Origin of the sequence: Nocardiopsis sp. NPDC007018 (assembly GCF_040635075.1) — a bacterium.
In the GTDB taxonomy this organism is placed as follows: Bacteria; Actinomycetota; Actinomycetes; order Streptosporangiales; family Streptosporangiaceae; genus Nocardiopsis.
In genome coordinates, this window is the sequence record NZ_JBEYHA010000008.1 from 43951 (window position 1) to 67235 (window position 23285).

Genomic DNA, 23285 nt, shown 5'->3' on the forward strand with positions numbered 1-23285 from the left:
CTTACCCTTCCAGCCCGGCGACCGGCTCGTGCCCGGCCTCGGCCAGGACGTCGTTGAGTGGGTCGAGGGCGTAGATTCCGTTGAGGTCGACGGGGTCCAGCAGGCCGATGGCCTCGGCCTGTTCCGCCTGGACCAGGAGCGACGGCGCGACCGGGTCCACGGTGAACGTGACGTTCTCGAAGGCCGCGGTGGTCAGCTCGGGGTCGAGTTCGCCACCGGTGAGCTCATCCAGGTGGGTCCTGGAGGTCTCGGCGGCCTCCTCCGGATGGCCGTTGATCCAGTCGACGGACTCCACGTGCCCGCGCAACAGGTCGGCGACGGCCCGGGGGTTGTCCTCCAGGTAGGCGGTGCTGACGACGAGGAGCGTGGTGACGTACTGCCCGTCGGTCCTCGGCCACAGGTCGGGTTCGTCGACCAGCAGGTGGGCGTCGTCCTCGGCCAGGACCCGGCTCAGGTGGGGTTCGGGAATCCAGGCACCGTCGATCTCGCCGAGCCGGAACGCGTCGACCGTGTCGGGGTTGTCCTGCGGGATGATCGACAGGTCCCCGCCGCCCGCGGTGTCGACGTCCCAGCCCTGTTCCTGGGCGAACCAGCGCAGCGCCACGTCCTGGGTACCGCCGAGCATGGGTGTGGAGAAGGTGTGTCCGGGCAGGTCGTCGACGGTTTCGATCGTGTCGCGCACCACCAGGCCGGTGCCCTGGGTGGCGGCACCGGCGATCACGTGCAGGGCCTCGCCCTCGGACTGCGACCAGCCGTTGACGGCCGGGTTGGGGCCGAGGAACGCCGCGTCGACCTCTCCGGAGAAGACGGCGTTGACGGCGTCCGGCCCGTTCTGGAAGGTCTGGGTGGAGAGCTCGACGTCGCCCAGGGCTCCGTCGAGGATTCCGCGTTCGACGCCCACGAGGGCCGGGGCGTGGGTGATGTTCGGGAAGTAGCCCAGGGTCAGGGCGTCGGCGGCGGCACCCTCGGCGTCGCCCCCGCACGCGGTGGCGGCCAGCCCCACGGCCAGGGCGGCCGCGACGGCTCTCAGCGGGGTCGGGGAAACGCGCATCTCAGGGGTCCTTGTCGGGGTGTGGCGGAGGGACGGAAAAACTCTACTTAATGAGTAGGTTTTGTGAAAGCACCGGGGGCGGCGATCCGGGCACGGACCCCGTCGAATCCGCGCCCGGGACCTAGAGTCCGGCGACCTCCGTGTGCCCGTTCTCGGCGAGCAGCTTGTTGAGCGGCTCCAGGGCGTAGATGCCGTCCAGGTCCACGGGGTCGAGCAGCCCCACGGACTCCGCGTGCTCGGCTCCGCCCCGGAGCGAGGGGGCGACCGGGTCGACGGTGAAGACGGTGTTCCCGAAGGCCGAGGCGACCACCTCGGGGCTGGGGCCGCTACCGGAGACCGCGGACAGGTGGGCGATGGCGGCAGCCTGCGCCTCCTCGGGGTTGTCGTTGATCCAGTCGACGGTCTCGACGTGGCCGCGCAGGAGGTCCTCGACCACGTCGGGGTGGGCCTCCAGGAAGTCGGCGTTGACGATCAGGTGCGTCGTGACGAACTCGCCGCCGGTCTCCTCCCACAGGTCCGACTCGTCCACCAGCAGTTCGCCGTCGAGTTCCACCAGGAGTCGGCTCAGGTGCGGCTCGGGCACCCAGGCCCCGTCGATCTCGCCCAGCTCGAAGGCGTTGACGATGTCGGAGTTGTCCTGCGGGATGATCGAGAGGTCCCCGCCGCCCTCGGTGTCGACGTCCCAGCCCTGTTCCTGGGCGAACCAGCGCAACGCCACGTCCTGGGTGTTGGCCAGCTGGGGCGTGGACAGGGTGGTACCGGGCAGGTCGTCGACGGAGTCGATTCCGGGCCGCACCACCAGGCCCGCACCCCGTGAGGTGGACCCCGCGATGACCCGCAGGGCGGTGCCGTCCGACTGCGACCAGCCGTTGATGGCCGGGTTGGGGCCGATGAAGGTGGCGTCGACCTCCCCGGCGAACAGCGCGTTGATGGCGTCCGGGCCCGCGTTGAAGGTCTGGGTGGCCAGCTCTACGTCGCCCAGGGCCTCGGCGAAGGTGCCGTTCTCCACACCGACCAGGGCGGGAGCGTGGGTGATGTTCGGGAAGTAGCCCAGGGTGAGGGTGTCGACCCCGTCTCCCGTGTCACCACCCGACGCTCCGCAGGCGGTGGCGGTCATCCCGATCGCCAGTACCGTGGCGGCGACCGAAAGTACGGGCTTACGCAGGCTCATGGGGGCCTCTTTCGGGTGATCAGAGAGGAGAACGGGCCAAACTCTACTTAATAAGTAGGTTTTGTGGAACAGCAGGCAGGGCCGATTCCTGTGACCCGGCCCACTTTACCCACCGCTGACCACGGACGGTGACCCCACGAGCACGCGAAAGGGGCGGCGGAGCCGGAGGGCTCCACCGCCCCGAAGGGGTGGACGGGCGCCGGGCGGCGCGTCGGGCCGAGGCCCCGCGACCGCTACTCCGCGATGGCGCCGTCGGCGTCGACCGGCAGCACCACGCCCCGCCACGTCTCCTGGATGTACTCCAGGACGCGCTCGTCGTGCAGCAGCTCCGCCAGCAGCTGGACGCGCTCGTCGTCCGCGTTCTCGGCGAGGGCGACCAGGCCGTTGGCGTACTTCTCGACGTAGTCGTCGCCCTCGGGCTCCCAGGCCAGGACGTTGGCGGTCTCCGCGACCTCGGCCTCGATCGCGTAGTTGCCGTTGATGACGGCCGCGTCGACGTCGCCGACCGCGCGCGGGATCTGGGCGGCCTCGATCGGCGTGATCCTCAGGTTGCCCGGGTTGTCGGTGACGTCCTTCTCGGTCGCGGTCTCACCGGCGTCGGGGTCCACGGTGATCAGACCCTCGGCCTCCAGGATCGTCAGCGCCCGGTAGAGGTTGGCCGGGTCGTTCGGGACGGCGATCTCGGCACCGTCGGCCAGGTCGGCCGCGTCCTCCACCGCCTCGGAGTACAGACCCAGTCGCTCGATGTGCACGTCGGTGACGTAGGTGAGTTCCGCGTCGGGCCCGTTCTCGACCCACTCATTGAGGAACGCGCGGTGCTGGAAGTAGTTGGCGTCCAGGTCGCCCTCGACCAGCCCGGCGTTGGGCGTGTTGTAGTCGGCGATCTCCTCGATCTCCAACTCCAGCCCGGCCTCCTCGGCGAGGTTCTCGTCGATGAAGGAGAGGATGTCGCCGTGCGGCACCGGACTGACGCCGACCCGGAGCGGGCCCTTCCCGGACTCCCCCGCCTCCGCGGACCCGGAGGACTGCTCGCTGGGGGCCCCGCAGGCGGTGAGGGCCAGGGCCAGGGTGGCCGCGCCGATGAGGATCGGGGTCGAGCGCATGGTGCACTCCTTCGTGGTCGTGGGACGGAGGATGGCGGGGGGCGTCCGGCGTCGGTGGGCCCGGAGCCGGCGGGTGCCGGCGCCCTGGTGGGGCGCGGGCGTGTTGGTACCAGAGACTAGACCACCTTCTTGGTAGGAAATATCCGTTTCACACCAGGCCATCCGTGGCCTTTCCCACAGCGGCGAAAATTACCCACTAATCCGGTAGCTTTTGCCTGAAATCAGAAGCATGATGGACCCATGCTCAGCGCACACACCGCACCTCCCCGAGCCGCCGCCCGCCCCGCACCGACACGGAGCCACCCGGCCCTGGCCGCCGTCGCGCCCCCCGCCTCCTCCGGTCCGGAGGCGCCGGACGGCGACCACTCGCTCCTCGGGGTGCTCCCGCTACCCGAGAGCGGTCGGTACATGCTGGTGTACGGCGTCGTCGTCGACGAACCGCACCCCGGAGCGCCCCCGGCCCCCGAGACCGGCGCAGACCTCCTCCTGGACCGCGACTCCCGCCGGGTGTGGTCGCGGGGCGCCGAAGTCGAGCTGACCTTCCAGGAGTACGAGCTCCTGGAGTGCCTGACCGCCTCCCCCGGCCGCGCGGTCACCCGGGGCGAGCTCATGGAGCGGGTCTGGGGCACCAGCCGAGAGCTGCACTCCCGCACCATCGACGTGCACATCCACCGCCTGCGCCGCAAGCTCGGCCGGGCCGGGGGCCGCATCGCCACGGTGCGCAAGGTCGGCTACATCTACCACGGCCCCCCGACGTCGGTCCCCGAGCGGGGGGACTGACCCGGCGGTCCGCCGCGCGGGGTTCTCGGAGAACGCGCGGCGGACCGCACCGCACCCGTGTGCCGCGAGGGGCGCGGCGCTCCCTGGGGGGAGGCGCAGCGCCCCTCGCCCGTCACGGGCCGGGACGACCAGGCAGGACGACCGGCCGGGGCGTCAGAAGGAGAACCCCCGGAAGAGGAGGATCGCCAGCAACAGGCCGACCAGCAGGTTGAACACGGTCGCGGCACCGAAGACTCCGATCGGGCGCCACCCCGCCTCCCTCAGGGACGAGAGCCGGAACTCGAGTCCGATGCTGGTGAACGCTGCGATGAGGAACCAGTCCCGCAGCGCCTTGGCCGTGTCCAGGCCCGCCTGCGCGTCCTCGGACGCGTTACCCGCCCAGAGCGTGGCCACCACCGAGGCGACCAGGAAGCCCAGGACGAACTTGGGGAAGCGGTCCCACAGGGTGCGCACGCCGGGTCGGCCCTCGGCGGGCCCCGCGCCCTCGGGTGACACCCGGAAGGCGAAGTAGGCGGTGAGCAGCACCGCGACCACACCCATGAGGACGTTCTGGGTGGCCTTGACGATCGAGGCGATCTGGAGGGCGTCCTCTCCCACGATCGCCCCGGCGGCCGCGACCGCGGCCGTGGTGTCGATGTTGCCGCCGATCCAGGCCCCGGCCTGGGCGTCGCTGAGCCCGATCACCTCGACGAGCCACGGCAACAGGAAGATCGAGGGCACGGCGAAGAGGATGACCAGGCTCGCCGTGTAGGCCAGCTGCTCCTTCCTGGCCTGGACCGCGCCGGCGGCCGCGATGGCCGCGCTGACACCGCAGATGGAGACCGACGAGGCCAGGAGGGCCCGCAGGCGGTCGTCCAGCCCGAGCCTGCCGCCGAGCCACCAGGTGAACAGGAACACCGAGGTGACCAGCACCAGCGCCTGGAGGACGGCCGGTCCGGCCGCTCGCACGATGACGTCGAACAGGACCGTGGAGCCCAGGAGCACCAGGCCCGTCTTGATGAGGAACTCGGTCCTGAAGGCCGGGGACAGCCGGTCCAGGAGTCCGGTCAGGGACAGGACCAGGTTCCCCGCCAGTCCCAGGAGGATCGCGTAGACGGGGTACTCGACCGCGCTCGCGAACCCGGCCAGGGCGGTTCCCTGGGCGACCTCGGGAACCCAGGACTCCAGGAACCGTGTGGCGGCGGCCAGCGCCAGGAGGACGAGCAGGCCGAGGGCGGCCCACGCGCGCGGGACGGGCGGTGGGGCCGGGGGCGGCGTCCGGTCGGCGGGGTCGGCGCCGGGGGCGGCCTCCGGGCCGGTGGTGATCGGTTCGGTCGGCTCCGCCGCGTCACCGTCGCCGGGCGTGCGGGGGCCGGGGGTCGGAGCGGTCACGGGATCAACCCCTCGGGGATCGCGCCGAGCAGGCACAGCCCGAGCAGTACCAGACCGGTCAGGGTGGCGGCCCAGTCCTCGTTGATCCGGGGGCGGGACCGTGTGGGGGTGGCGGAGGGCGGGGGTGTCTCACTCATGGTGCTTCTCCTCCGGGCGCCGGGGGCGCCCTGGTCGGGGGGACGGAGCGGTGGGCCCTGCGGTGGACCGGTGCGACGGCGGCCCTTTCATATTAAACCTACTTATTTAGTATAGATCACGCGTACGGGGCGGCACCGACCCGAAGCGACCACAAAGGGCCGCCCCAGGGCCGATCAGGAGGCAGCGGAGGACGCCGCCCCGACCACCGGAAGTCCGGCCTCGCGCCAGGCGCGGAATCCACCCACCAGGTCGGTGGCACGCGCCAGGCCCAGCTCCTGGAGCTGGGCGGCGGCCAGGCTGGAGGCGTACCCCTCGTTGCAGAACAACACCACGCGCAGGTCGGGCGAGTCCGCCTCGGGCACCCGGTCCGGGCTGGTGGGGTCCAGTCGCCACTCCAGGACGTTGCGGTCGATCACCAGGGCACCGGGGATCTGCCCCTCCTCCACCCGGTTGGCGACCGGACGGGTGTCGACCAGGAGCGCACCCGCGCGCTGGGCGCGCAGGGCCTCGCCGGGGTCGAGCCGTTCCAGGAGGGCGCGCCTGCTGTTGAGCACCCGGTCGATGGCGCTCACCGCCCAGCCCTCCCCGAGGCGGGGACCGACGCCAGCGTGGGCACGTCGGGTTCGGGGTCGGTGGTCAGGACGCTGCCCGTGCGTCGCAGGGCGTCGTCTCCGGTGACCTCGTAGTAGTGCATCGCGGTGAGCGGGGGCGAGTAGGCGTGCACGCTCACGGCCGGGCGGTCCGAGGCGTTGACGACGTCGTGCACGTGGCCGAGCGGGAAGCGGCCGCCCCCGGATTCGGGGAGAGCCCGCTCGCGCAGGCCCGCGTGCCAGTAGCGCTCGACCAGTGTTCCGGTGACGACGGTCAGGGCGCCGAGGGAGCCCGCGTGGTCGTGCAGCCGGGTGGACTGGTCCGGAGTCCAGGAGATCAGCCAGACGTCGGTGTAGTCGTCGGCGTGGAGCCGGACCGACCAGCGGTTCTCGGCGTCGAAGCGGATCTCGTGAATCCCCTGCCGGACCTCCTCGGCGATCCTCGCGGTCAGCGCGGACAGGCGGTCCAGAGTGAGCGGGGTCGGCGCGGTGGTGCGCGTGGCGGCGTCGTCGGCGGTCATGGTCTTCGTGTCTCTCTTCGGGCGGCGGGCGTCAGTGGTCGGTCGGGAGAGGGGCGTCCTGACAGCGTTCGTCGAAGGTGTACGGCCGCCACCGGGGCCGGGGGCGTGGTGCTGTGCTGACTGCCATGACCGCAGTTAACCATATTCCCTACAGGTTTAGTCGGTAGTTGTGGATCGACACGCGCAACACCCGCCCCAGGGGCGCCATACGACCCCCAACCCCCTGACCAGCCAATACGACAAATCCCTACTTTATTGGTTGACAAAATCGGGTTACGGAGACCACAGTGGACACCACGCCGACCGGAATCGCGGAGCCGGTCGGCGTGGACCCGCCGAACCCTCGCGCCGTCCGGGCCACCCCGTCGGACGGACTCACGAGCGCGAGGCCGGTCCACGTTCCGGGCCGAGGGGGCTGCCATGCGCGGAGCCGCCCGAACCCTCGGCCCGGACACCCACAGGGGACCGGGCCTCACCGGGGCCGCCGCGCCACACCGACGATCGGCTCCTCACGGCCGAGCCGACCCACCCGTGCTTTGATTCCAGGTAATTCCAGTAGGCATTTCGGATTACCGGGCGTGTCGGTCGCGCCCCAGCTCAGGAGGTTCCCCTTGTCCGAGACCATCACCGGCACCGCCCCCGGCACGGTCCCCGGCACTCCCCTGGTCCCCGTCCTCGCCCACGCGGACGACGCCCTCCGCGCCGCCCGCTCCCTGGCGCCGTTGGTCGCGAGCGGAGCGGCCGCCCGCGACCGGGAGCGCCGTCTGCCCCACGAGGAGATCCACGCGGTCGCCCGCTCCGGGTTGCTGGGCGTCACCGTCCCCCGAGACCTCGGAGGGGCCGCCGTCGGCGCCGCCACCGTCGCCGAGGTCCTGCGCCTCCTCGGCTCCGCCGACCTCAGCCTGGCCCAGATCCTCCAGCCCCACTTCGCGTTCCTGAACGCCCTGCGGCTGCGCGGCGGCCCCCGGGCCGCGCACCGCGTGTACGCCGACGTCCTCGCGGGCTCCCTGGTGAGCAACGCCCAGGCCGAACGCTCCGGCACGACGGCGCACACCCACGCCACCCGGATCGAACGCGACGGCCCGGGGTACCGGATCGACGGCACCAAGTACTACGCCACCGGTTCGCTGTTCGCCGACTGGATCGCCGTCGTCGCCCCCGCCGACACCCCGGCCGGACCGCGCCCGCACCTGGCGTTCGTCCCCGCCGGACACCCCGGCGTCAGCGTCGAGGACGACTGGGCGGGCATGGGCCAGCGCACCACCGCCAGCGGCACCGTCCGCCTCACCGGGGTGGAGGTCGAACCCGACCTGGTGCTGGACCAGTACCGGACCTTCGAGGAACCCACCACCTACGGTGCCTTCGCCCAGCTCCTGCACGCCGCCGTCGACGTCGGCGCCGCGCGCGGAGCCCTGGAGGAGGCCGCCGAGTTCGTCCGCACCAAGAGCCGCCCCTGGTTCGAGAGCGGCACGGACACCGCCGCCGAGGACCCCCTGCTCGTCCACCGCTTCGGCGAGTTGGAACTCCTGGTCCGTTCGGCCGAGGCCCTGCTCGGCACCGCCTCCGCCAAGGTGGAGTCGGCCGACGCGGTCCTGGCCGGAGACACTCCCCGGGCCGGGGCCGAGGACGCCACCGCGGAGGCCTCGGTGGCCGTCGCCGCCGCCAAGGTGGTCGGCGGCCGGGCCGCCGTCGAGGTCTCCTCCGCCCTGTTCGAGGTGGCGGGCACCCGCGCCACGGCCGACGACGCCAACCTGCACCGGCACTGGCGCGACGCCCGAACCCACACCGTCCACGACCCGGTGCGCTGGAAGGTCCAGCACATCGGCGCGTACTCGCTCAACCGCCAGCGCCCTCCCCGGCACGGACAGATCTAGCACCCGGAGAACAAGGACTGACACCCCCATGCCCCTGACCTTCCACTGGTTCCCGCACACACGGGGAGACAGCGGAGGCGTCGTCGGAGGCGGCCACGGCGCGGACGTCGTGTCCTCCTCCGTCCGGCGCACCCGCGAACCCTCCCCGGAGCACCCCCGCCAGTCGGGCCACCCGCGCCTGGAGGAGGCGCACTGGTTCGGCGAGGGGGTGCCGCCCCTGCCACGCGAGCGCGGCCTGTGGCGCCACCCGGACGGGCCGGAGGGCACCGACGCCGCGTCCCGGCACGGGTCCCCTTCGCCGTGGCCGGACGCGCCGCCGGTCCCGTGGCCCCCTGAAGACCGTCCTCGTCCGATCCGGAGTCGTCATGAGCACCACCGTCCTCGTCGGGAACCCGCGCCCGGGTTCGCGCACCTCCACCGCCGCCGGGGCCGTGGCCCGCCACGCCGCGCGGGCCGCGGGTCTGCCGCCCCACGCCGAGGTGGTCGAGCTGGCGGACCTCGCACCGCTGCTGCTCAGCCCCGGCCCCACACTGGACGTGCGGTCCGCGCTGGACCGGGTGAGCGGCACCGACCTGCTGGTCGTGGCCAGCCCCACCCGCAAGGCCACCTACAGCGGCCTGCTGAAGGTGTTCCTCGACCTGCTGCCGCACCGCGGCCTGGCGGGGGTGACGGCCGTCCCGGTCCTGCTGACGGCCTCACCCGCGCACACGCTGGCCGTGGACGCGCACCTGCGTCCGCTGCTCCTGGAGCTCGGGGCCACGGTGCCCGCGCCCGGGCTGGCGCTGCTCCGGGACACCGTGCCCGAGGACCCGGGACACGCCCACCTGCTGGACCCGGTACTGGCCCCGTGGGCCGACGCGGCCGCCCGCGGTCTGCGCGCGGCCGTGCGTTCCGGCACCACCGTGTGACCGCAGCCGTCGAAGGGAGAGTCCGTTGGGTGTCACCGGGACCGAGGCGTCGCCGACCGGCGCGCGGATCGAGGCGGACCGGTTCCGTGCGACGATGCGCCACCACCCGGCCGGGGTCGTCGTCATCACCGCGGACGTCGGCGGCCGCCCCGTGGGGCTGACCGCGACGTCGTTCACGAGCGTGAGCCTGCACCCGCCGCTGGTGTCGTTCTACGTCGCCGACTCCTCCACCACGTGGCCCACACTGCGGCGCGCGGGGGTGTTCGGGGTGCAGCTCCTCGGCGCGGGCCAGGAGGACGTCGCGACGCGTTTCGCCAGCCGTGGCGCGGACCGTTTCGCCCCTCCCACCGTCTGGAGCCCGGGGCCGGACGGGGTACCGCTGTTGGACGGCGCGGTGGCGCACCTGGTGTGCGCCCGCCACGACGCGCGCATGGTCGGCGACCACTGGCTGGTCGTCGGCGAGGTGACGCACACCCTGGTCCTGGCGGACCCGCGCCCTCCGCTGCTGTACCACCGGGGCGGGTTCACCACGGTCGCCTCCCGCGAAGCGGAGCACCACCGGGAGCGGTAGGGGCCGCCGCTGTGCCCTCCCCAGGAGCCGGGGTCAGCGTTCGAACAGGGAGCGTACGCGGGCGGCGAACCGGGCCAGGGCGCGGAGCGGGCGGAGGGAGCGGGCGGCCGGGCGCAACCCGGGCCGCACCGTCACCGGGGCCGGGCCGATCAGGGGCGCGGTGACGGTCAACCCGCGCGGAGTACGGCGCAGGGCGGGGCGCCCGACCCCGGTGTCCAGCGCCACCCGGTGCAGGGGGGCGTGGTCAGCGCTCCGGACGAGGACGAGGGCGCCTTCCTCGTGGAGGACCCGGACCTGCCGGGGGTCCGTGCCCGGGGCCAGCTCCACCTCGACCACGAGGTGGCCCCCACTACGTCCGCTGTCCACCCGGACCACCGGTTCCGCGGCGAACTGGGCCCACAGGTGTTCGTCGATCCACTCGCCGGTACCCGCGAAGACATCCGTGCCACGCATCGGACCACTTCCCCTCGTCCTTGAGTTGTCTGCGCTCAAGTTTATTGATGCGCTCAGGCGGGGGCAAGAGGGATTCCACTCCGCTCCCACCACCGTGACGGGCGTCACCGCGATGCGAGAATGGGCTCCGCCGCGCTCGCCCCCACCCCGAAGGAGCCCCCATGGCCCTGGTCGCCGGAGTCGACAGCTCCACCCAGTCCTGCAAGGTCGTCGTCTGCGACACGGCCACCGGCGAGGTCGTGCGCGAGGGCCGCGCCCCGCACCCGGATGGCACCGAGACCGACCCCGCGCACTGGTGGTCGGCACTGGTCAGAGCGTCCTCCGGCCTCCTGGACGACGTGGCGGCGGTGTCGGTGGCGGGCCAGCAGCACGGCATGGTGGTGGTCGACGAACACGGCGACGTCGTCCGCCCCGCACTGCTGTGGAACGACTCGCGGTCCGCCGGCGCCGCCCGTGACCTCGTCGCCGAGCTCGGCGGCCCCGCGGCGTGGGCCGGTGCCGTGGGCAACGTACCGGTGGCCAGCCTCACCGTGAGCAAGCTCCGCTGGCTCGCCGAGCACGAACCCGCCAACACCGCCCAAGCGCACGGCGTCATGCTGCCCCACGACTGGCTCACCTGGCGGCTCGGCGGCGCTCGACACGCGCCCACCACCGACCGGGGCGACGCCTCCGGCACCGGCTACTGGTCGCCCGCGAGCGGCGCCTACCGCACCGACCTGCTGGCGCTGGCGCTGGGCCGCGAGATCGACGTGCCCCGTGTGGCGGCGCCCGCCGAGGCCGTGGGCCACACACCGGAGGGCACCGTCATCGCCCCCGGCACGGGCGACAACATGGGGGCGGCGCTCGGTCTGGGCCTGCGCCCCGGCGACGCCGTCCTCTCCCTCGGCACCAGCGGCACCGTGTTCGCCGTGCACGAGCGGGCCACCCACGACCCCGGCGGGGCCGTCTGCGGGTTCGCCGACGCCACCGGGCGCTACCTCCCCCTGGTCTGCACGCTGAACGCCGCCCGCGTACTCGTCGCCACCGCGACACTGCTCGGCACCGACGCGGACGGTCTGGACGCGCTCGCCCTGGCGGCCCGCCCCGGCGCGGACGGGCTGGTGCTCCTGCCCTACCTGGACGGAGAACGCACCCCGGAGCTGCCGCACGCGACGGGCTCCCTCCACGGCCTGCGCCGCGCCAACATGCGCCCGGAGAACATCGCGCGCGCCGCCGTGGAGGGCATGTTGTGCGGTCTCGCGGACGGGCTGGCCGCTCTCACGGCGAACGGGGTGGGGATCGAACGCGTCCTCCTGGTGGGCGGAGGCGCCGCCTCGGCCGCCGTCCGTGCCGTGGCCCCGTACCTGCTGGACGTCCCCGTCGAGGTACCCCCGGCGGCGGAGTACGTCGCGCGCGGCGCCGCCCGCCAGGCCGCCTGGGCCCTGTCCGGCGGAACCGAACCGCCCGAGTGGCCGCTCGGCGCCCCCGGGGCCGCGTCCTCCGGGACAGCGGGGGGACCGGCCGCCGACCCGGGTGTCGGAGCCCGGGTCCGGGAGGCCTACGCGGAGTACCGCGGCTCCCTCCACGGCGGCTGAGCCGGGCTCCTCGGTACCGGGACGCTGCGCCGTTCCCGGCGCTGCCCGTTGGCCGCAGCCCCCGGCTGTCCTAGCGTGGGGCGGGCAAGCGCACCCCTGGGACATATGGAAACGGTGGACATGAACGACTCCGCGAGGCGCCGGCTCGGCACCTCCGACCTTCGGGTCGGCTCCCTGAACCTGGGCGGCAACGTCTTCGGGTGGACCGCCGACGAGGCCACCTCCTTCGCTGTCCTGGACGCCTACCGTGCGGCGGGCGGGAACTTCCTCGACACCGCCGACTCCTACTCGGCCTGGGTCGACGGACACGGCGGAGGGGAGTCGGAGGGGGTGATCGGCCGGTGGCTGGCCAGCCGGGGCCGCGCCGACACCGTGATCGCGACCAAGGTCGGCGGACACCCGGAGTTCACCGGGCTGTCCGCCGCCAATGTCCGGGCCGCCTCGGCGGCCTCCCTGGAACGGCTCGGCGTGGAGGCCGTCGACCTCTACTACGCGCACTTCGAGGACCCCCACACCCCGGTGGAGGAGAGCGCGGAGGCCTTCTCCTCCCTGGTGGACGAGGGGCGCATCCGGTACGCGGGCCTGTCGAACCACTCCCCCGAACGGGTCCGCGCCTGGCTCGACGCCTGCGACCGGCACGGGTGGCACCGGCCGGTGTGCCTCCAGCTCCAGTACAACCTGGTGGAACGCGGGATCGAGCGCGACCTGGCGCCGTTGGCCCGCGAGGAGGGTCTGGCCCTGCTCCCCTACTTCGGCCTGGCCCGGGGTTTCCTCACCGGCAAGTACCGGCGGGGCGCGGCCGACGTCGACAGCCCCCGGGCGGCGGGGGCCCGCGTCTACCTGGACGACCCGCGCGGCGAACGGGTGCTGGCGGCCCTGGACCGGGTCGCGGCGGAGCGCTCGGTGCGCCCGGCCACGGTCGCGCTGGCCTGGTTGGCCGAGCGCCCCGGGGTGACCTCGGTGCTGTCCAGCGCCCGGGACCTGGAGCAGCTAGAGGCCCTGGTGGCGATGACGGACCTGCGTCTGGGTCCAGAGGAGACCGCCCTGCTGAACGCGGCCTCCGCCTGACGCGACCGCGCGGGTGCGCCGGTCCCGCGCTCATTCCGAGCCGGTGAGCAGCTCCTCGACCAGCGCGGCCACCTGGTCGGTCTCGACGAGGAAGCCGTCGTGCCCGTGTGCGGACCGGATCACCCGCACCTGGCCGGGCCTGGGCAGGTGACGGGCGATCTCCCTCTGCTGCGCGAGCGGGTACAGGTGGTCGCTGTCGACACCCGCCACGATCGTCCGCTCCGGCAGGCCCGCCAGCGCGGCCGCCGCTCCCCCGCGCCCGCGTCCGACGTCGTGCCCGTTCATCGCCTCGGTGAGCAGCACGTAGCTGGCCGGGTCGAAACGGCGGACCAGCTTCCACGCATGGTGGTCGAGGTAGGACTCCACCGCGTACCGGCCCTGCGCGGCCGGGTCCTCTCCGCTCTGGGCGGCCCGGCCGAACCGGGCGTCGAACTCCGCCGCCCCCCGGTAGGTGACATGGGCGATCCGGCGCGCCACCCCGAGCCCGTCGACCGGGGCCCGGCCGGTGGAGTGGTAGTCGCCGCCGAACCAGTCCGGGTCCGCGCGCACGGCGTGCAGCTGCGGCGCGGCCCAGGCGATCTGCCAGGCCGTGGTGGCGGCCGGGCAGGCCATGACCAGTGCGCGACGCACCCGGCGGGGGAAGGTGAGCGCCCACTCCAGGGCGCGCATCCCTCCCATGGAACCGCCGATGACCGCCGCCCACGCCCGCACGCCGAGGGCGTCGGCGAGGGCCTCCTCGGCCCGAACGGTGTCGCGCACGGTGACGCGCGGGAACCGGCTCCCCCAGGGTCGTCCGTCGGGTGCGTCCGAGGAGGGGCCGGTGCTCCCCTGGCAGCCGCCGAGGACGTTGGGGGCCACCACCAGGTGGCGGTCGGTGTCCAGTGCCAGACCGGGGCCGACCACCCCCTCCCACCAGCCGGGGCTGGGCTGGCCGGGGCCGGGCGGTCCGGTCAGGTGGGCGTCTCCGGTGAGCGCGTGCAGAACCAGGACCGCGTTGGTGCCCTCGGCGTTGAGCCGTCCCCAGGTCTGGTAGGCCAGGCGTACACCGGGCAGTTCCTCCCCCGACTCCAGCGGCAGGGGGCGGTCGAGGCGGAGCCAGCGGCGCCCGGCCTCGGGGTCGCCCTCGCGCCAGCCGCCCCGGACGGGGCCGGAACCGCCGGGGGCGTCCGCGGTCCCGTCGCGGTGGGGCCGGTCCGGGCCGCCCCCGTGGGTACGGTCCGGACCGGCCGGTCTCGGCGGAGCGGTCACTGGTGGGCCTTGGCCGCTCGGAAGCCCAGTTCGAGGTCGGCGCGCAGGTCGTCGACGTGTTCCAGGCCCACCGCGAGCCGCACCAGCCCGGGTGCGACTCCGGCGGCGGCCCGGTCCTCGGGGGAGAGCTGGCTGTGGGTGGTGCTGGCCGGGTGCACGATGAGGCTGCGCACGTCGCCGATGTTGACCAGCTGGCTGAACAGCTCGGTGCCGTCGACGAAGGCCCGACCGGCCTCCACCCCGCCGTGCAGCTCGAAGGAGAGGACCGCTCCGGCCCCCTTCGGCAGGTACTTCCGGGCCGCGGCGTGGAAGGGGCTGGAGGGCAGGCCCGCGTAGTGCACGCGCTCGACCTCGTCGCGCCCCTCCAGCCACTCGGCCAGCGCCTGGGTGTTGCTCACGTGCCGGTCCAGGCGCAGGGAGAGGGTCTCCACGCCTTGCAGAACCAGGAAGGAGTTGAAGGGCGCGATGGCCGCGCCGGTGTCGCGCAGCAGCTGGACCCGGAGTTTGGCCGCGTAGGCGCCGGGGCCCAGGGCCTCCCAGTAGCGGAGCCCGTGGTAGCTGGGGTCGGGTTCCACGAACCCGGGGAAGCGGTCCCCGTGCGCGCCGAAGTCGAAGGTGCCCGCGTCCACGACGACCCCCGCCACCGTGGTGCCGTGGCCGCCGAGGTACTTGGTGGCGGAGTGCACGACGACGTCGGCCCCGAAGTCGACGGGGCGCAGCAGGTAGGGGGTGGGGACGGTGTTGTCCACGACGAGCGGGACCCCCGCCTCGTGGGCGGCGTCGGCCACCGTCCGCACGTCCAGGACGTTGCCGCCGGGGTTGGCGAGGGTCTCGGCGAAGTACAGCTTGGTCTCGGGGCGGGTGACGGCCCGCCACGACTCGGGGTCGTCCTGGTCCTCCACGAACGACACCTGGATGCCCAGCCTGGGCAGGGTGTGGTGGAGGAGGTTGTGGGTGCCGCCGTAGAGCAGCGGGCTGGCCACCAGGTGGTCCCCGGCGCCGACGAGGTTGAGCAGGGCCGAGGTGACGGCGGCGGACCCGGAGGCGAAGGCGACCGCCGCCACTCCGCCCTCCAGGGCGGCGACGCGCTGTTCGAGCACGTCCTGGGTGGGGTTGCCGATGCGGGTGTAGATGTTTCCGGGCTCGGCGAGGCTGAACAGGTCGGCGCCGTGCTGGGTGTCGCGGAAGACATAGGAGGTGGTCTGGTAGATCGGTGTGGCCCGCGCCTGGGTGGCGGGATCGGGCTCGGCCCCGGCGTGGATCTGCTGGGTCTCGAACGACCAGGACCGGATGCGGGTGGTGTCGGTGCTCAACGAACGCCCCTTCAATCTAAATCCGACCGGAAAAGTAGGGAATAGGCACGAGGCTAGCACCGACCACCGGGATTGACCAGAGACGCTCACCGCCGACCCGCACCGCACCCCCCGGGCCCCCGGGCGGGTGGTACCGACCAGTTCGGGTGGTTTCACTTAGGGTGATGGTGCGACTCCGACGGGCCGCCGCGCCCGTTCGTCAACACCACGGGGGACGACACGACATGAGCACCGACTTTCCCGACGGTCCCGGCGACGACCCCGGTTCCTTCGACGAGTTCCTGGCGCGGTTCCTCGGCGGGGCCCGGGGCCCCGTCCGCCGCGTCGACCTCTCCCAACTGATGGACCCCGAGGCCCGCAGGGTGGCCGACGCCGCCGTCCGGCGCGCCGTGGAGAGCGGCGGGTCCGACGTCGACTCCGTCCACCTGCTGTGGTCACTGCTGCGCTACCCACCCGTGCGCGAACTCCTGGGCCGCGCCGACACCGACCTGACATCCCTGGACGACGTCGTCGACCAGGCCGTCGCGCAGACGCCCCGCGCGGTACGCGGCGGCGCGGCCCGGCTCACACCCGCCGCCAAACGCACCTTCCTCGACTCCCTCCAGATCGCCCGCGCCACCGGCAGCGCCAGCATCACGCCCGAACACCTGCTGTTCGCGCTGGCCGTCAACCCCGACGCGCCCGTCGGCCAGCTCCTGCGCGACTCGGGGGTCACCCCGCAGACACTCCAGAAGGCCGCCGGAGCGGTGCCCGCGAGAGAGCCGGGCGAGGGGGCGCCCTCCGACACCCCGCACCTGGACGAGTTCGGCACCGACATGACCGCGCTCGCCCGCGAGGGCCGCCTGGACCCGGTCATCGGCCGCGACGACGAGGTCGAACAGTGCATCGAGGTGCTGGCGCGGCGACGCAAGAACAACCCCGTGCTCATCGGCGACCCGGGTGTCGGCAAGACCGCCATCGTCGAGGGCATCGCCCAGCGCATCTTCGACGACGACGTCCCCGAGACCCTGCGCGGACGCCGACTGGTCCAGCTCGACCTGTCCGGTATCGTCGCGGGCACCCGCTACCGGGGAGACTTCGAGGAGAGGCTCAACGCCATCGTGGACGAGATCCGCGAACGCTCCGACGAGCTGCTCATCTTCATCGACGAGATGCACACCCTGGTCGGGGCGGGCGCCTCCGAGGGATCGACCAGCGCCGGGAACATGCTCAAGCCCGCCCTGGCCCGAGGCGAACTGCACATCATCGGCGCGACCACCGTCGACGAGTACCGCAAGAACATCGAGAAGGACGCCGCCCTGGAGCGCCGGTTCCAGCCGATCCAGGTGCCCGAACCGTCCGTGGAGGACACGGTAGAGATCCTGCGGGGGCTACGCGACCGCTACGAGGCCCACCACCAGGTGCGTTTCAGCGACGACAGCCTGGTCGCGGCGGCGGAGCTCTCCGACCGCTACGTCACCGACCGTTTCCTGCCGGACAAGGCCATCGACCTCGTCGACCAGGCCGGAGCCCGGGTGCGGCTGCGACTGAAGACCTCCAGCTCGGCCCTGCGCGAGCTGGAACGCCGCCTCAAGGACCTGGAGGAGCGCAAGGAGAAGGCGGTCCAGGAGGAGGACTACGAACGGGCCTCCGCGCTGCGCGACGAGATCAACGCGGCCAAGGGCAACGTGCACCAGGCGCGCGGGACCGGCTCCGCCGTCCCCGAGGTGGGCCCCGCCGACATCGCCGAGGTCGTCTCACGCAGCACCGGTATCCCCGTCTCCCAACTGACCCAGGAGGAGCGGGACCGGCTCGTCAACCTCGAGGAGGTGCTGCACGACCGGGTGATCGGCCAGGACGAGGCGGTCACCGCGGTCTCGGAGGCGATCCGCCGCAACCGCGCCGGACTGGGCGACCCCGACCGGCCCGTGGGCAGCTTCCTGTTCCTGGGACCCACCGGTGTGGGCAAGACGGAGCTGGCGCGCGCCCTGGCGGAGGCGCTGTTCGGCTCCGAGGACGCCATGGTGCGGATCGACATGAGCGAGTTCCAGGAGCGGCACACCACGAGCAGGCTCACCGGGGCGCCGCCCGGGTTCGTGGGCTACGAGGAGGCCGGGCAGCTGACGGAGGCGGTACGGCGTCACCCCTACTCGGTCCTGCTGCTCGACGAGGTCGAGAAGGCCCACCCGGACGTGTTCAACCTGCTGTTGCAGCTCCTGGACGACGGGCGGCTCACGGACGGCCAGGGCCGGACCGTGGACTTCCGCAACACCGTGGTGATCATGACGAGCAACCTGGGATCGGAGGCGATCACCGGCGGCGGTCCCATGGGTTTCACCTCGGGCGGACAGATGGACCCCGACACCGAACGCCGGGTGATGCGCCGACTGAAGGAGGAGTTCCGCCCGGAGTTCGTGAACCGGGTGGACGAGATCATCGTCTTCCACCAGCTGGGCGAGGACGAGATCAGGCAGATCACCCTCCTGATGCTGAAGGACACCGAGGAGCGGCTGCGCGCCCAGGACATCGGGGTGCGCTTCACCGACGAGGCCGTGGACTGGCTGGCCCGACACGGCTACCAACCCGAGTTCGGCGCCCGCCCCCTGGCCCGGACGATCCAGCGCAACGTGGGCAACCAGCTCTCCCGCATGGTGCTGGACCGTCGGGTGCTCTCCGGTGACCGGGTGGTGGTCGACGTCGGCGAGGCGGACGATCTGGTCTTCACCGCCTCCCCCGCGGAGTGAGGAGGGGCCGGGTCCGGGAGGAGACCTCCCCGACCCGGCCCGGGGCCGCCCGCGCGCCGGGCGGCCGCAACGGTCGACCGCCGGTCAACCGACCGCTCAGGCGGACAGTCCGCTCGTGCGGATACGCTCGCGAATCCACTCCCCCGCGGGCTTGAGCGCGTCGGTCCCGGCGAACGGCCCGCCCGCCGCGCAGGTGCCGGTCTCGAAGACCGCCCCGGAACGGAAGTCGTCCGAGAAGTTCCAGTTCACCCAGCTGATCTGCTCCTGGGCCATGAAGTCGAGGTAGGCCTGGGCGGAGGCGAAGTCGTTGGGACCGTCGCCGGTGTGCTCCTGGGTGCCGAACTCCGTCACGAACAGCGGCAGTTCCCCGGCCGCCTCGCGGAACACGTCGAAGTGCACACCGTCGTGCGAGGCGGCGTAGAAGTGGTAGACGTACATGATGTTGTCGGCGTCGACCGGGTTCTCGACGATCTCGGTGTGGTCCGAGCCCTCCGAGACACCCAACGAGGACCAGGCGCGGGTACCGACCAGGACCACCGCCTCGGGGTCGCGCTGCCGGATCACCGGGATGACCTCCTCGGCGTAGCCCTTCACCGAGTTCCAGGAGACCCCGTTGGGCTCGTTGGCGATCTCGTAGAGGACGTTGTCCTTGTCCGCGTGCTCGGAGGCGATCTCGGCGAAGAACTCCTTGGCACGCGCGGTGTTGTGGTTGGGGTCGCCGGGTGTGAGCATGTGCCAGTCCACGATCACGTAGAGGCCGCGCTCGGTACCCTCCTCGATGAGTTCGTGCACCCGGTCGGTGAAACCGCGCGGGTCGGTCTCGTAACCGCCCTCCTGGATGTACATGGACACCCGCAGGACGTCGGCGCGCCAGTCCTGGGCCAGGGCGTCGAGCGAGGCGTCGGTCAGACAGTGGTCGAACCACTGGAGCCCGTGCGAGCTCATCCCGGTGAGCTGGATCGGCTGGCCGTTCTCGTCGCAGAGCTTGAGGCCGCACACCTCCAGCTGTCCGTGCTCGTCGACGGCGTTCATCGCGGTCTCCCCGGAGACGGGGACGGCCCCCTCCGTGGAACCCCCGGGGAAGAGGGCGGCGCCCATCAGGAGCGCTCCCAGGGCGGTCACCCCCAGAGTGCGGAAGGGGTGCCTGCGGGGAGAACCGGGGACGGGGGTGGTGCGGTGACGCGCCATGGAGGACCTCCAGCGGGGTGCGGACCGGCCCGTGCGACGGGGTTCGCGCGGGCCGTATCCGGAAGGAGTGTTATCTGAAAAAGCTAGGCTCCGGTAGCGCAGACGTCAAGGGCCGTGACCCACGGTGACCGACGGGCCCCGCGGCCGGGCACGACGGCGCGCACACGACCCGGCGCCCGGGTCCGGGACTGCCCGGCCCGCAGGACCCGGCGGGCCGGGCAGGGCGCCGGGACCGGCGGGATCAGGCGGGCTCGGGCTGCGGGTCGGGGCCGGGCGGCTCCGGAACCGGCAACGGGCCCGGTTCCGGGACCGGGTCGGGTTCCGGGCTCGGCTCCGGCGGGATCGGCTCGGGCGGCATCGGTGCGGGCGGGAACGGGTCGGGCGGCATCGGATCGGGTTGGCGCTGCACCGGTCCTCCGGCGCTCGGGGCCACGCTGTCGGGGTTCATGGGGTGCCCTCCTCTTCGTCCTTACTCGTCTCGTCGGGGGTTCCTCGCTGCCCTCTCGTCGCCCCGGCCCTCGACAGCGGAGCGCTGGTTCATACGGCGGCCCGCCCGTTCGTTGAGGACGGTGAGGGCGCCGACCAGGCGCCCCAGAGCGCCCTGCCCCGCCTCCGACCCGGGCCGCTCCTGCGCGTCCCGGGGCATGGCGGGCAGCAGACGGCCGACCACACGCATCGACGCCTGGGTGAACCCGGGAGCGACCCCGTGCACCGCCATCCCCAACCGGGCCACGGGCGAGATCACCAGGAACCCCCGGCGCCCGGCGGTGGCGCGCACGATGCGCCGGGCCGCGTGCTCGGCGCTCACACTCACCAGCGGCAACCCGGCGGCCAGGGCGAACCACGCGTACTCGCGTTCGGGGTCACCGCTGAAGACCACACCCCGGTGAGAACCGGTGCGCATCAGTCCCGGCACCACGGTGGTGACGCTGACGCCGCCGCGCGCGCTCTCGGCCGCCATGCCCTCCGACAGCGCCGCCCAGGCGTGTTTGGCCGCCGAGTAGGGCAGCATGTGCGGCACCGAAAGGTAGGCGCCGATCGAGGTGACGTTGACGATGCCACCCCGGGTCCGGCGCAGACGCTCCGTCGCGGCGCGGGACAGGTGGAACGGCGCCCAGAACATGACGTCCATGGCCTGTCGGAAGTGTTCCTCGGTGAGGCTCTCCATCGGTCCGACGCGCATGATCCCGGCCGAGTTGACCACCGTGTCGAGCCGCCCGAAGTGCCGTTCGGCCTCGTCGAGCAGCTTCTCCACCGCGTCCGGATCGGTGACGTCGCAGACCACGCCGTGGGCGGTCACACCCCTGCCGTTGAGCTCGGCGACGGCACGGTCCAGGTCCTCCCGGCCCCGGGCGCAGACCACCACGGAGGCACCGCTGGCGCCGAACTCACGGGCCAGCTGGAGGCCGAGCCCCCGGGAGCCCCCGGTGATCAGCACCACCCTGCCGTTCATCAGCCCGGACCGGCGGCGCTCCGACAGCGCGGAGGCGCCCACACCCAGCACCGCCCCCGCCGCGCCCCAGGCGAGGAGTTCGAGACCGTCACGGGGCGGTGGGGGTTCGGGCAGGCGACGACGACGGGCCCTGGACCACGCCCAACGCAGACCGGCCAACGCCAGGGGCACCTTCCAACCGTTCACGGCGCACCACCGGTGCCCTCGCACCCGTGACGCCCGTGCTGGGCCTGCGGCATGTGCTCCCCTGTTCGTCGACGTCGGCTGGCGTGAGGATGTGGGTGCTGCGGTACCCGGCATTCGACGGCCGAAAACGACGCGGACGAAGAGATGGGGGAATCCGGGAGCACCCGTTGGTCAGGGCAGGAGCCCGTACACCGGAGCGGTCCGGCCGCCGTCGGCGTCCGCGTCCAGGACGAAGGAGACCACAGCACCCGGAACCGCCAGGAGGCGGTGGTCGGCGTCGCCGGACCGGGGGGCGGACTCCTCGTCGGACCGCGGCCACCTCAGGTCCTCCTCGGTGACGGTGCCGCCGTCGAGCGGCGCGACCAGCACCGACCGGCCCCCGGGCCCCTCACCCGCCATGAGCGTCCCGGTACCGGTGGCCACCAGGGCGTCCGCCAAGAGCAGCGGCGAACCCAGGGCGTCGGCGGCGCCGGGCGCGGCCACCTCGGTCCGCCTCCTCACCCCGCCCTCCGCGTCCGTCTCCTCGACGAGGACCGCCTCCCCCTCATCCGACCCCGTGAGGACCACGGCACCGGCGGTGTCGACGGCGAGCACCCCGGTACCGGCCGGGGCGTCGGCGCCCGAACCCGTTCCGGCCACCGGTTCCCCGGTCTCCAGGGCGAGAACACCGTCACCGGTGACCACCACCGCCTCGCCGTCCGTACCGGGGCGGCCCTCCCGGACCGTCGCGGCCCCGATCGGACCGGCTCCCCGTGGCCGCCACTCGTGGCTCCACAGGCGCGCACCAGTGACGGTGTCCAGGACCACGACACGGACCCGCGCGCTCTCGGCGACGTCCCCGCCCGAGGACACGACGTGTGCGCCCCGGTCGGAGTGCCCGTCCTCGTCGAGACAGACGCGGGTCACCAGCAGACGGTCGCCGTGCCCGACGACCGCGTCCCTGTCGGGCCCGAGGCAGACCAGCCCCGGCGCCGTGTCGACCTCCAGCGGGAACTCCCACAGCCGCCGCACGGAGTCGGTCGCGTGGGCGACCACCCGGTCACCGCCGCTTCCGCGCTCGAGGTGGAAGCGGCCCTCCGGGGTGAGGTGGTCCGGGCCGCCCTTCGGAGCGTCCGGAAGCTCGGGCATGACGGCGTCCGCGACCACCGCCCCCGTGGCGGTGTCGAGCACGACCACGGTCGGGTCCTCCCCCTGGTGCGCCCGGTGGACGAGTCGGGCGTGGCCGTCGTCTCCGGGAAGGAAGCCCGTCTCCACGTTCCTGGCGAGGGGGTGCCGGTAGCTCCAGAGCTCCGCCCCGGTCGCGCCGTCCAGGCCCACCAGCCCGTCCTGGTACAGCACCACCGGGCCGAGCGGCCCGCGCCCCACACCGACGACCGGGTGTTCGGGCTGCCAGGTCCACCCCACACGGGTGACGTCGGCGGGAACCGGCGCGGGTTCCAGCACCCGCGCGGCCGTGGTGTGCTCGACCGTGGCCAGCCGGGTGAGAGCGGGCGTCTGGGTCACGATGAGCGCGACCATGAGCGCGCCGCCCCCCGCCCCCAGGAGTGCGCGGCGCCACTCGCGGACCTGGAGGGCACGCGAGGCACCGAGCACGAGGAACAGCCCGAGGGAGATCGAGCAGACCGCGATCCACAGTTCCGCGATCGGGGTGGGCAGGTCGCGCGCGCTCGAACCCGCGTCGGAACCCAGGTACCAGGCGGGCAGCGCGGCCACCGCCATACCCAGCCCCAGGACCGCCGAGGCGGCGCGCGACACCAACCGCCCGCGTCCCGGAGGACGCTCGGGGTCCCCGTCGCGATCGGCCGCGCCCAACAACAGGGCCACGACCGTGATCAGGGCCAACAGCGCGGCCGACCCCGCCACCCAGGCGAGAGCCGGGGTCGGGGTCCCGTCAGCGGTGTACCCGTCCAGGCACACCACCGTCAGCACCGCGCCGCCCGCCAGCACCGTGATCCCGGCCCAACCGAGGACCCCTCCCCATCGCCCGCCCATGCGTCCTCG

21 protein-coding genes are annotated in these 23285 nt (G+C 73.1%); 7 read left to right on the forward strand and 14 right to left on the reverse strand.

The window, feature by feature from the left end; all coding sequences use genetic code 11:
- Position 1: 1 nt before the first annotated feature.
- The 3 genes from ABZ635_RS06050 to ABZ635_RS06060 form a co-directional block, all read right to left on the reverse strand.
- Entirely contained in the window at positions 2-1051 is a 1050-nt protein-coding gene (locus ABZ635_RS06050; protein WP_357759637.1) for an ABC transporter substrate-binding protein, read from the reverse strand.
- A gap of 121 nt (positions 1052-1172) precedes the next feature.
- A complete protein-coding gene (locus tag ABZ635_RS06055) occupies positions 1173-2222 on the reverse strand; it encodes an ABC transporter substrate-binding protein (protein ID WP_357759640.1) in 1050 nt (349 codons plus the stop codon).
- A 233-nt stretch (positions 2223-2455) separates the two neighbouring features.
- Complete coding sequence (locus tag ABZ635_RS06060) at positions 2456-3325, reverse strand: MetQ/NlpA family ABC transporter substrate-binding protein (protein WP_357759643.1); 870 nt, start codon at positions 3323-3325, stop codon at positions 2456-2458.
- 240 nt (positions 3326-3565) lie between these two features.
- Here ABZ635_RS06060 and ABZ635_RS06065 point away from each other — a divergent pair, with 240 nt between their 5' ends.
- Positions 3566-4105, forward strand: coding sequence for a winged helix-turn-helix domain-containing protein (locus tag ABZ635_RS06065; protein WP_357759646.1), 540 nt, complete (start codon positions 3566-3568; stop codon positions 4103-4105).
- Positions 4106-4258: 153 nt separating this feature from the next.
- Here ABZ635_RS06065 and ABZ635_RS06070 read toward each other — a convergent pair whose 3' ends face one another.
- From ABZ635_RS06070 to ABZ635_RS06085, 4 genes are all read right to left on the reverse strand, one after another.
- Positions 4259-5476, reverse strand: coding sequence for a putative sulfate exporter family transporter (locus tag ABZ635_RS06070; protein WP_357759648.1), 1218 nt, complete (start codon positions 5474-5476; stop codon positions 4259-4261).
- Positions 5473-5613, reverse strand: coding sequence for a hypothetical protein (locus ABZ635_RS06075; RefSeq protein ID WP_357759651.1), 141 nt, complete (start codon positions 5611-5613; stop codon positions 5473-5475). The genes ABZ635_RS06070 and ABZ635_RS06075 overlap by 4 nt, the downstream gene beginning before the upstream one ends.
- A gap of 174 nt (positions 5614-5787) precedes the next feature.
- Positions 5788-6186, reverse strand: coding sequence for a rhodanese-like domain-containing protein (locus ABZ635_RS06080; RefSeq protein ID WP_357759656.1), 399 nt, complete (start codon positions 6184-6186; stop codon positions 5788-5790).
- Positions 6183-6725, reverse strand: coding sequence for a cysteine dioxygenase family protein (locus ABZ635_RS06085; RefSeq protein WP_357759658.1), 543 nt, complete (start codon positions 6723-6725; stop codon positions 6183-6185). Before ABZ635_RS06085 ends, ABZ635_RS06080 begins: the two co-directional genes overlap by 4 nt.
- Before the next feature lie 611 nt (positions 6726-7336).
- On the opposite strand from ABZ635_RS06085, the gene ABZ635_RS06090 reads away from it, so the two are divergent.
- The 3 genes from ABZ635_RS06090 to ABZ635_RS06100 all read left to right on the forward strand — a co-directional run bounded on the left by ABZ635_RS06090 (position 7337) and on the right by ABZ635_RS06100 (position 10078).
- Positions 7337-8599 (forward strand): SfnB family sulfur acquisition oxidoreductase, encoded by a 1263-nt coding sequence (locus ABZ635_RS06090; protein ID WP_357759661.1) that lies wholly within the window; start codon positions 7337-7339, stop codon positions 8597-8599.
- Positions 8600-8964: 365 nt separating this feature from the next.
- Positions 8965-9507 (forward strand): NAD(P)H-dependent oxidoreductase, encoded by a 543-nt coding sequence (locus tag ABZ635_RS06095; protein ID WP_357759664.1) that lies wholly within the window; start codon positions 8965-8967, stop codon positions 9505-9507.
- Between the two features lie 94 nt (positions 9508-9601).
- On the forward strand, positions 9602-10078 hold the full coding sequence (locus tag ABZ635_RS06100) for a flavin reductase family protein (protein ID WP_357759944.1): 477 nt from the start codon (positions 9602-9604) through the stop codon (positions 10076-10078).
- Between the two features lie 33 nt (positions 10079-10111).
- Here the strand turns inward: ABZ635_RS06100 and ABZ635_RS06105 are convergent, their stop codons facing one another.
- Positions 10112-10531, reverse strand: coding sequence for a hypothetical protein (locus ABZ635_RS06105; RefSeq protein ID WP_357759667.1), 420 nt, complete (start codon positions 10529-10531; stop codon positions 10112-10114).
- Between the two features lie 161 nt (positions 10532-10692).
- Between ABZ635_RS06105 and xylB the strand changes: the two genes are divergently transcribed.
- Together xylB and ABZ635_RS06115 are read left to right on the forward strand one after the other, a co-directional pair.
- Positions 10693-12105 (forward strand): xylulokinase, encoded by a 1413-nt coding sequence (xylB, locus tag ABZ635_RS06110; protein ID WP_357759670.1) that lies wholly within the window; start codon positions 10693-10695, stop codon positions 12103-12105.
- 120 nt (positions 12106-12225) lie between these two features.
- The gene (locus tag ABZ635_RS06115) at positions 12226-13173 is read left to right on the forward strand and encodes an aldo/keto reductase (RefSeq protein ID WP_357759672.1); all 948 of its coding nucleotides are present in this window, start codon (positions 12226-12228) and stop codon (positions 13171-13173) included.
- Positions 13174-13203: 30 nt separating this feature from the next.
- Here ABZ635_RS06115 and ABZ635_RS06120 read toward each other — a convergent pair whose 3' ends face one another.
- Together ABZ635_RS06120 and ABZ635_RS06125 are read right to left on the reverse strand one after the other, a co-directional pair.
- Positions 13204-14421: a homoserine O-acetyltransferase gene (locus ABZ635_RS06120; protein WP_357759674.1), complete on the reverse strand. Its 1218-nt coding sequence runs from the start codon at positions 14419-14421 to the stop codon at positions 13204-13206.
- A complete protein-coding gene (locus ABZ635_RS06125; RefSeq protein ID WP_357759677.1) occupies positions 14418-15734 on the reverse strand; it encodes a bifunctional o-acetylhomoserine/o-acetylserine sulfhydrylase in 1317 nt (438 codons plus the stop codon). Before ABZ635_RS06125 ends, ABZ635_RS06120 begins: the two co-directional genes overlap by 4 nt.
- A 224-nt stretch (positions 15735-15958) precedes the next feature.
- Here ABZ635_RS06125 and ABZ635_RS06130 point away from each other — a divergent pair, with 224 nt between their 5' ends.
- The gene (locus ABZ635_RS06130) at positions 15959-18457 is read left to right on the forward strand and encodes an ATP-dependent Clp protease ATP-binding subunit (protein WP_357759680.1); all 2499 of its coding nucleotides are present in this window, start codon (positions 15959-15961) and stop codon (positions 18455-18457) included.
- Positions 18458-18553: 96 nt separating this feature from the next.
- Here ABZ635_RS06130 and ABZ635_RS06135 read toward each other — a convergent pair whose 3' ends face one another.
- The 4 genes from ABZ635_RS06135 to ABZ635_RS06150 all read right to left on the reverse strand — a co-directional run bounded on the left by ABZ635_RS06135 (position 18554) and on the right by ABZ635_RS06150 (position 23276).
- The gene (locus tag ABZ635_RS06135) at positions 18554-19645 is read right to left on the reverse strand and encodes a glycoside hydrolase family 5 protein (protein WP_357759682.1); all 1092 of its coding nucleotides are present in this window, start codon (positions 19643-19645) and stop codon (positions 18554-18556) included.
- A 241-nt stretch (positions 19646-19886) separates the two neighbouring features.
- On the reverse strand, positions 19887-20093 hold the full coding sequence (locus ABZ635_RS06140) for a hypothetical protein (RefSeq protein ID WP_357759685.1): 207 nt from the start codon (positions 20091-20093) through the stop codon (positions 19887-19889).
- A 21-nt stretch (positions 20094-20114) separates the two neighbouring features.
- A complete protein-coding gene (locus tag ABZ635_RS06145) occupies positions 20115-21284 on the reverse strand; it encodes an SDR family oxidoreductase (RefSeq protein ID WP_357759688.1) in 1170 nt (389 codons plus the stop codon).
- A 171-nt stretch (positions 21285-21455) separates the two neighbouring features.
- Positions 21456-23276, reverse strand: a complete 1821-nt coding sequence (locus tag ABZ635_RS06150) for a hypothetical protein (protein WP_357759691.1) — start codon at positions 23274-23276, stop codon at positions 21456-21458.
- Positions 23277-23285 lie beyond the last annotated feature (9 nt).

What these genes read in the sequence shown, in the direction of transcription:
- ABZ635_RS06050 (WP_357759637.1), bottom strand. Translation starts at nt 1,051, where the DNA reads ATGCGCGTTTCCCCGACCCCGCTGAGAGCCGTCGCGGCCGCCCTGGCC.
- ABZ635_RS06055 (WP_357759640.1), bottom strand. Translation starts at nt 2,222, where the DNA reads ATGAGCCTGCGTAAGCCCGTACTTTCGGTCGCCGCCACGGTACTGGCG.
- ABZ635_RS06060 (WP_357759643.1), bottom strand. Translation starts at nt 3,325, where the DNA reads ATGCGCTCGACCCCGATCCTCATCGGCGCGGCCACCCTGGCCCTGGCC.
- ABZ635_RS06065 (WP_357759646.1), top strand. Translation starts at nt 3,566, where the DNA reads ATGCTCAGCGCACACACCGCACCTCCCCGAGCCGCCGCCCGCCCCGCA.
- ABZ635_RS06075 (WP_357759651.1), bottom strand. Translation starts at nt 5,613, where the DNA reads ATGAGTGAGACACCCCCGCCCTCCGCCACCCCCACACGGTCCCGCCCC.
- ABZ635_RS06085 (WP_357759658.1), bottom strand. Translation starts at nt 6,725, where the DNA reads ATGACCGCCGACGACGCCGCCACGCGCACCACCGCGCCGACCCCGCTC.
- ABZ635_RS06095 (WP_357759664.1), top strand. Translation starts at nt 8,965, where the DNA reads ATGAGCACCACCGTCCTCGTCGGGAACCCGCGCCCGGGTTCGCGCACC.
- ABZ635_RS06100 (WP_357759944.1), top strand. Translation starts at nt 9,602, where the DNA reads ATGCGCCACCACCCGGCCGGGGTCGTCGTCATCACCGCGGACGTCGGC.
- ABZ635_RS06105 (WP_357759667.1), bottom strand. Translation starts at nt 10,531, where the DNA reads ATGCGTGGCACGGATGTCTTCGCGGGTACCGGCGAGTGGATCGACGAA.
- xylB (WP_357759670.1), top strand. Translation starts at nt 10,693, where the DNA reads ATGGCCCTGGTCGCCGGAGTCGACAGCTCCACCCAGTCCTGCAAGGTC.
- ABZ635_RS06115 (WP_357759672.1), top strand. Translation starts at nt 12,226, where the DNA reads ATGAACGACTCCGCGAGGCGCCGGCTCGGCACCTCCGACCTTCGGGTC.
- ABZ635_RS06130 (WP_357759680.1), top strand. Translation starts at nt 15,959, where the DNA reads ATGAGCACCGACTTTCCCGACGGTCCCGGCGACGACCCCGGTTCCTTC.
- ABZ635_RS06135 (WP_357759682.1), bottom strand. Translation starts at nt 19,645, where the DNA reads ATGGCGCGTCACCGCACCACCCCCGTCCCCGGTTCTCCCCGCAGGCAC.
- ABZ635_RS06140 (WP_357759685.1), bottom strand. Translation starts at nt 20,093, where the DNA reads ATGAACCCCGACAGCGTGGCCCCGAGCGCCGGAGGACCGGTGCAGCGC.
- ABZ635_RS06150 (WP_357759691.1), bottom strand. Translation starts at nt 23,276, where the DNA reads ATGGGCGGGCGATGGGGAGGGGTCCTCGGTTGGGCCGGGATCACGGTG.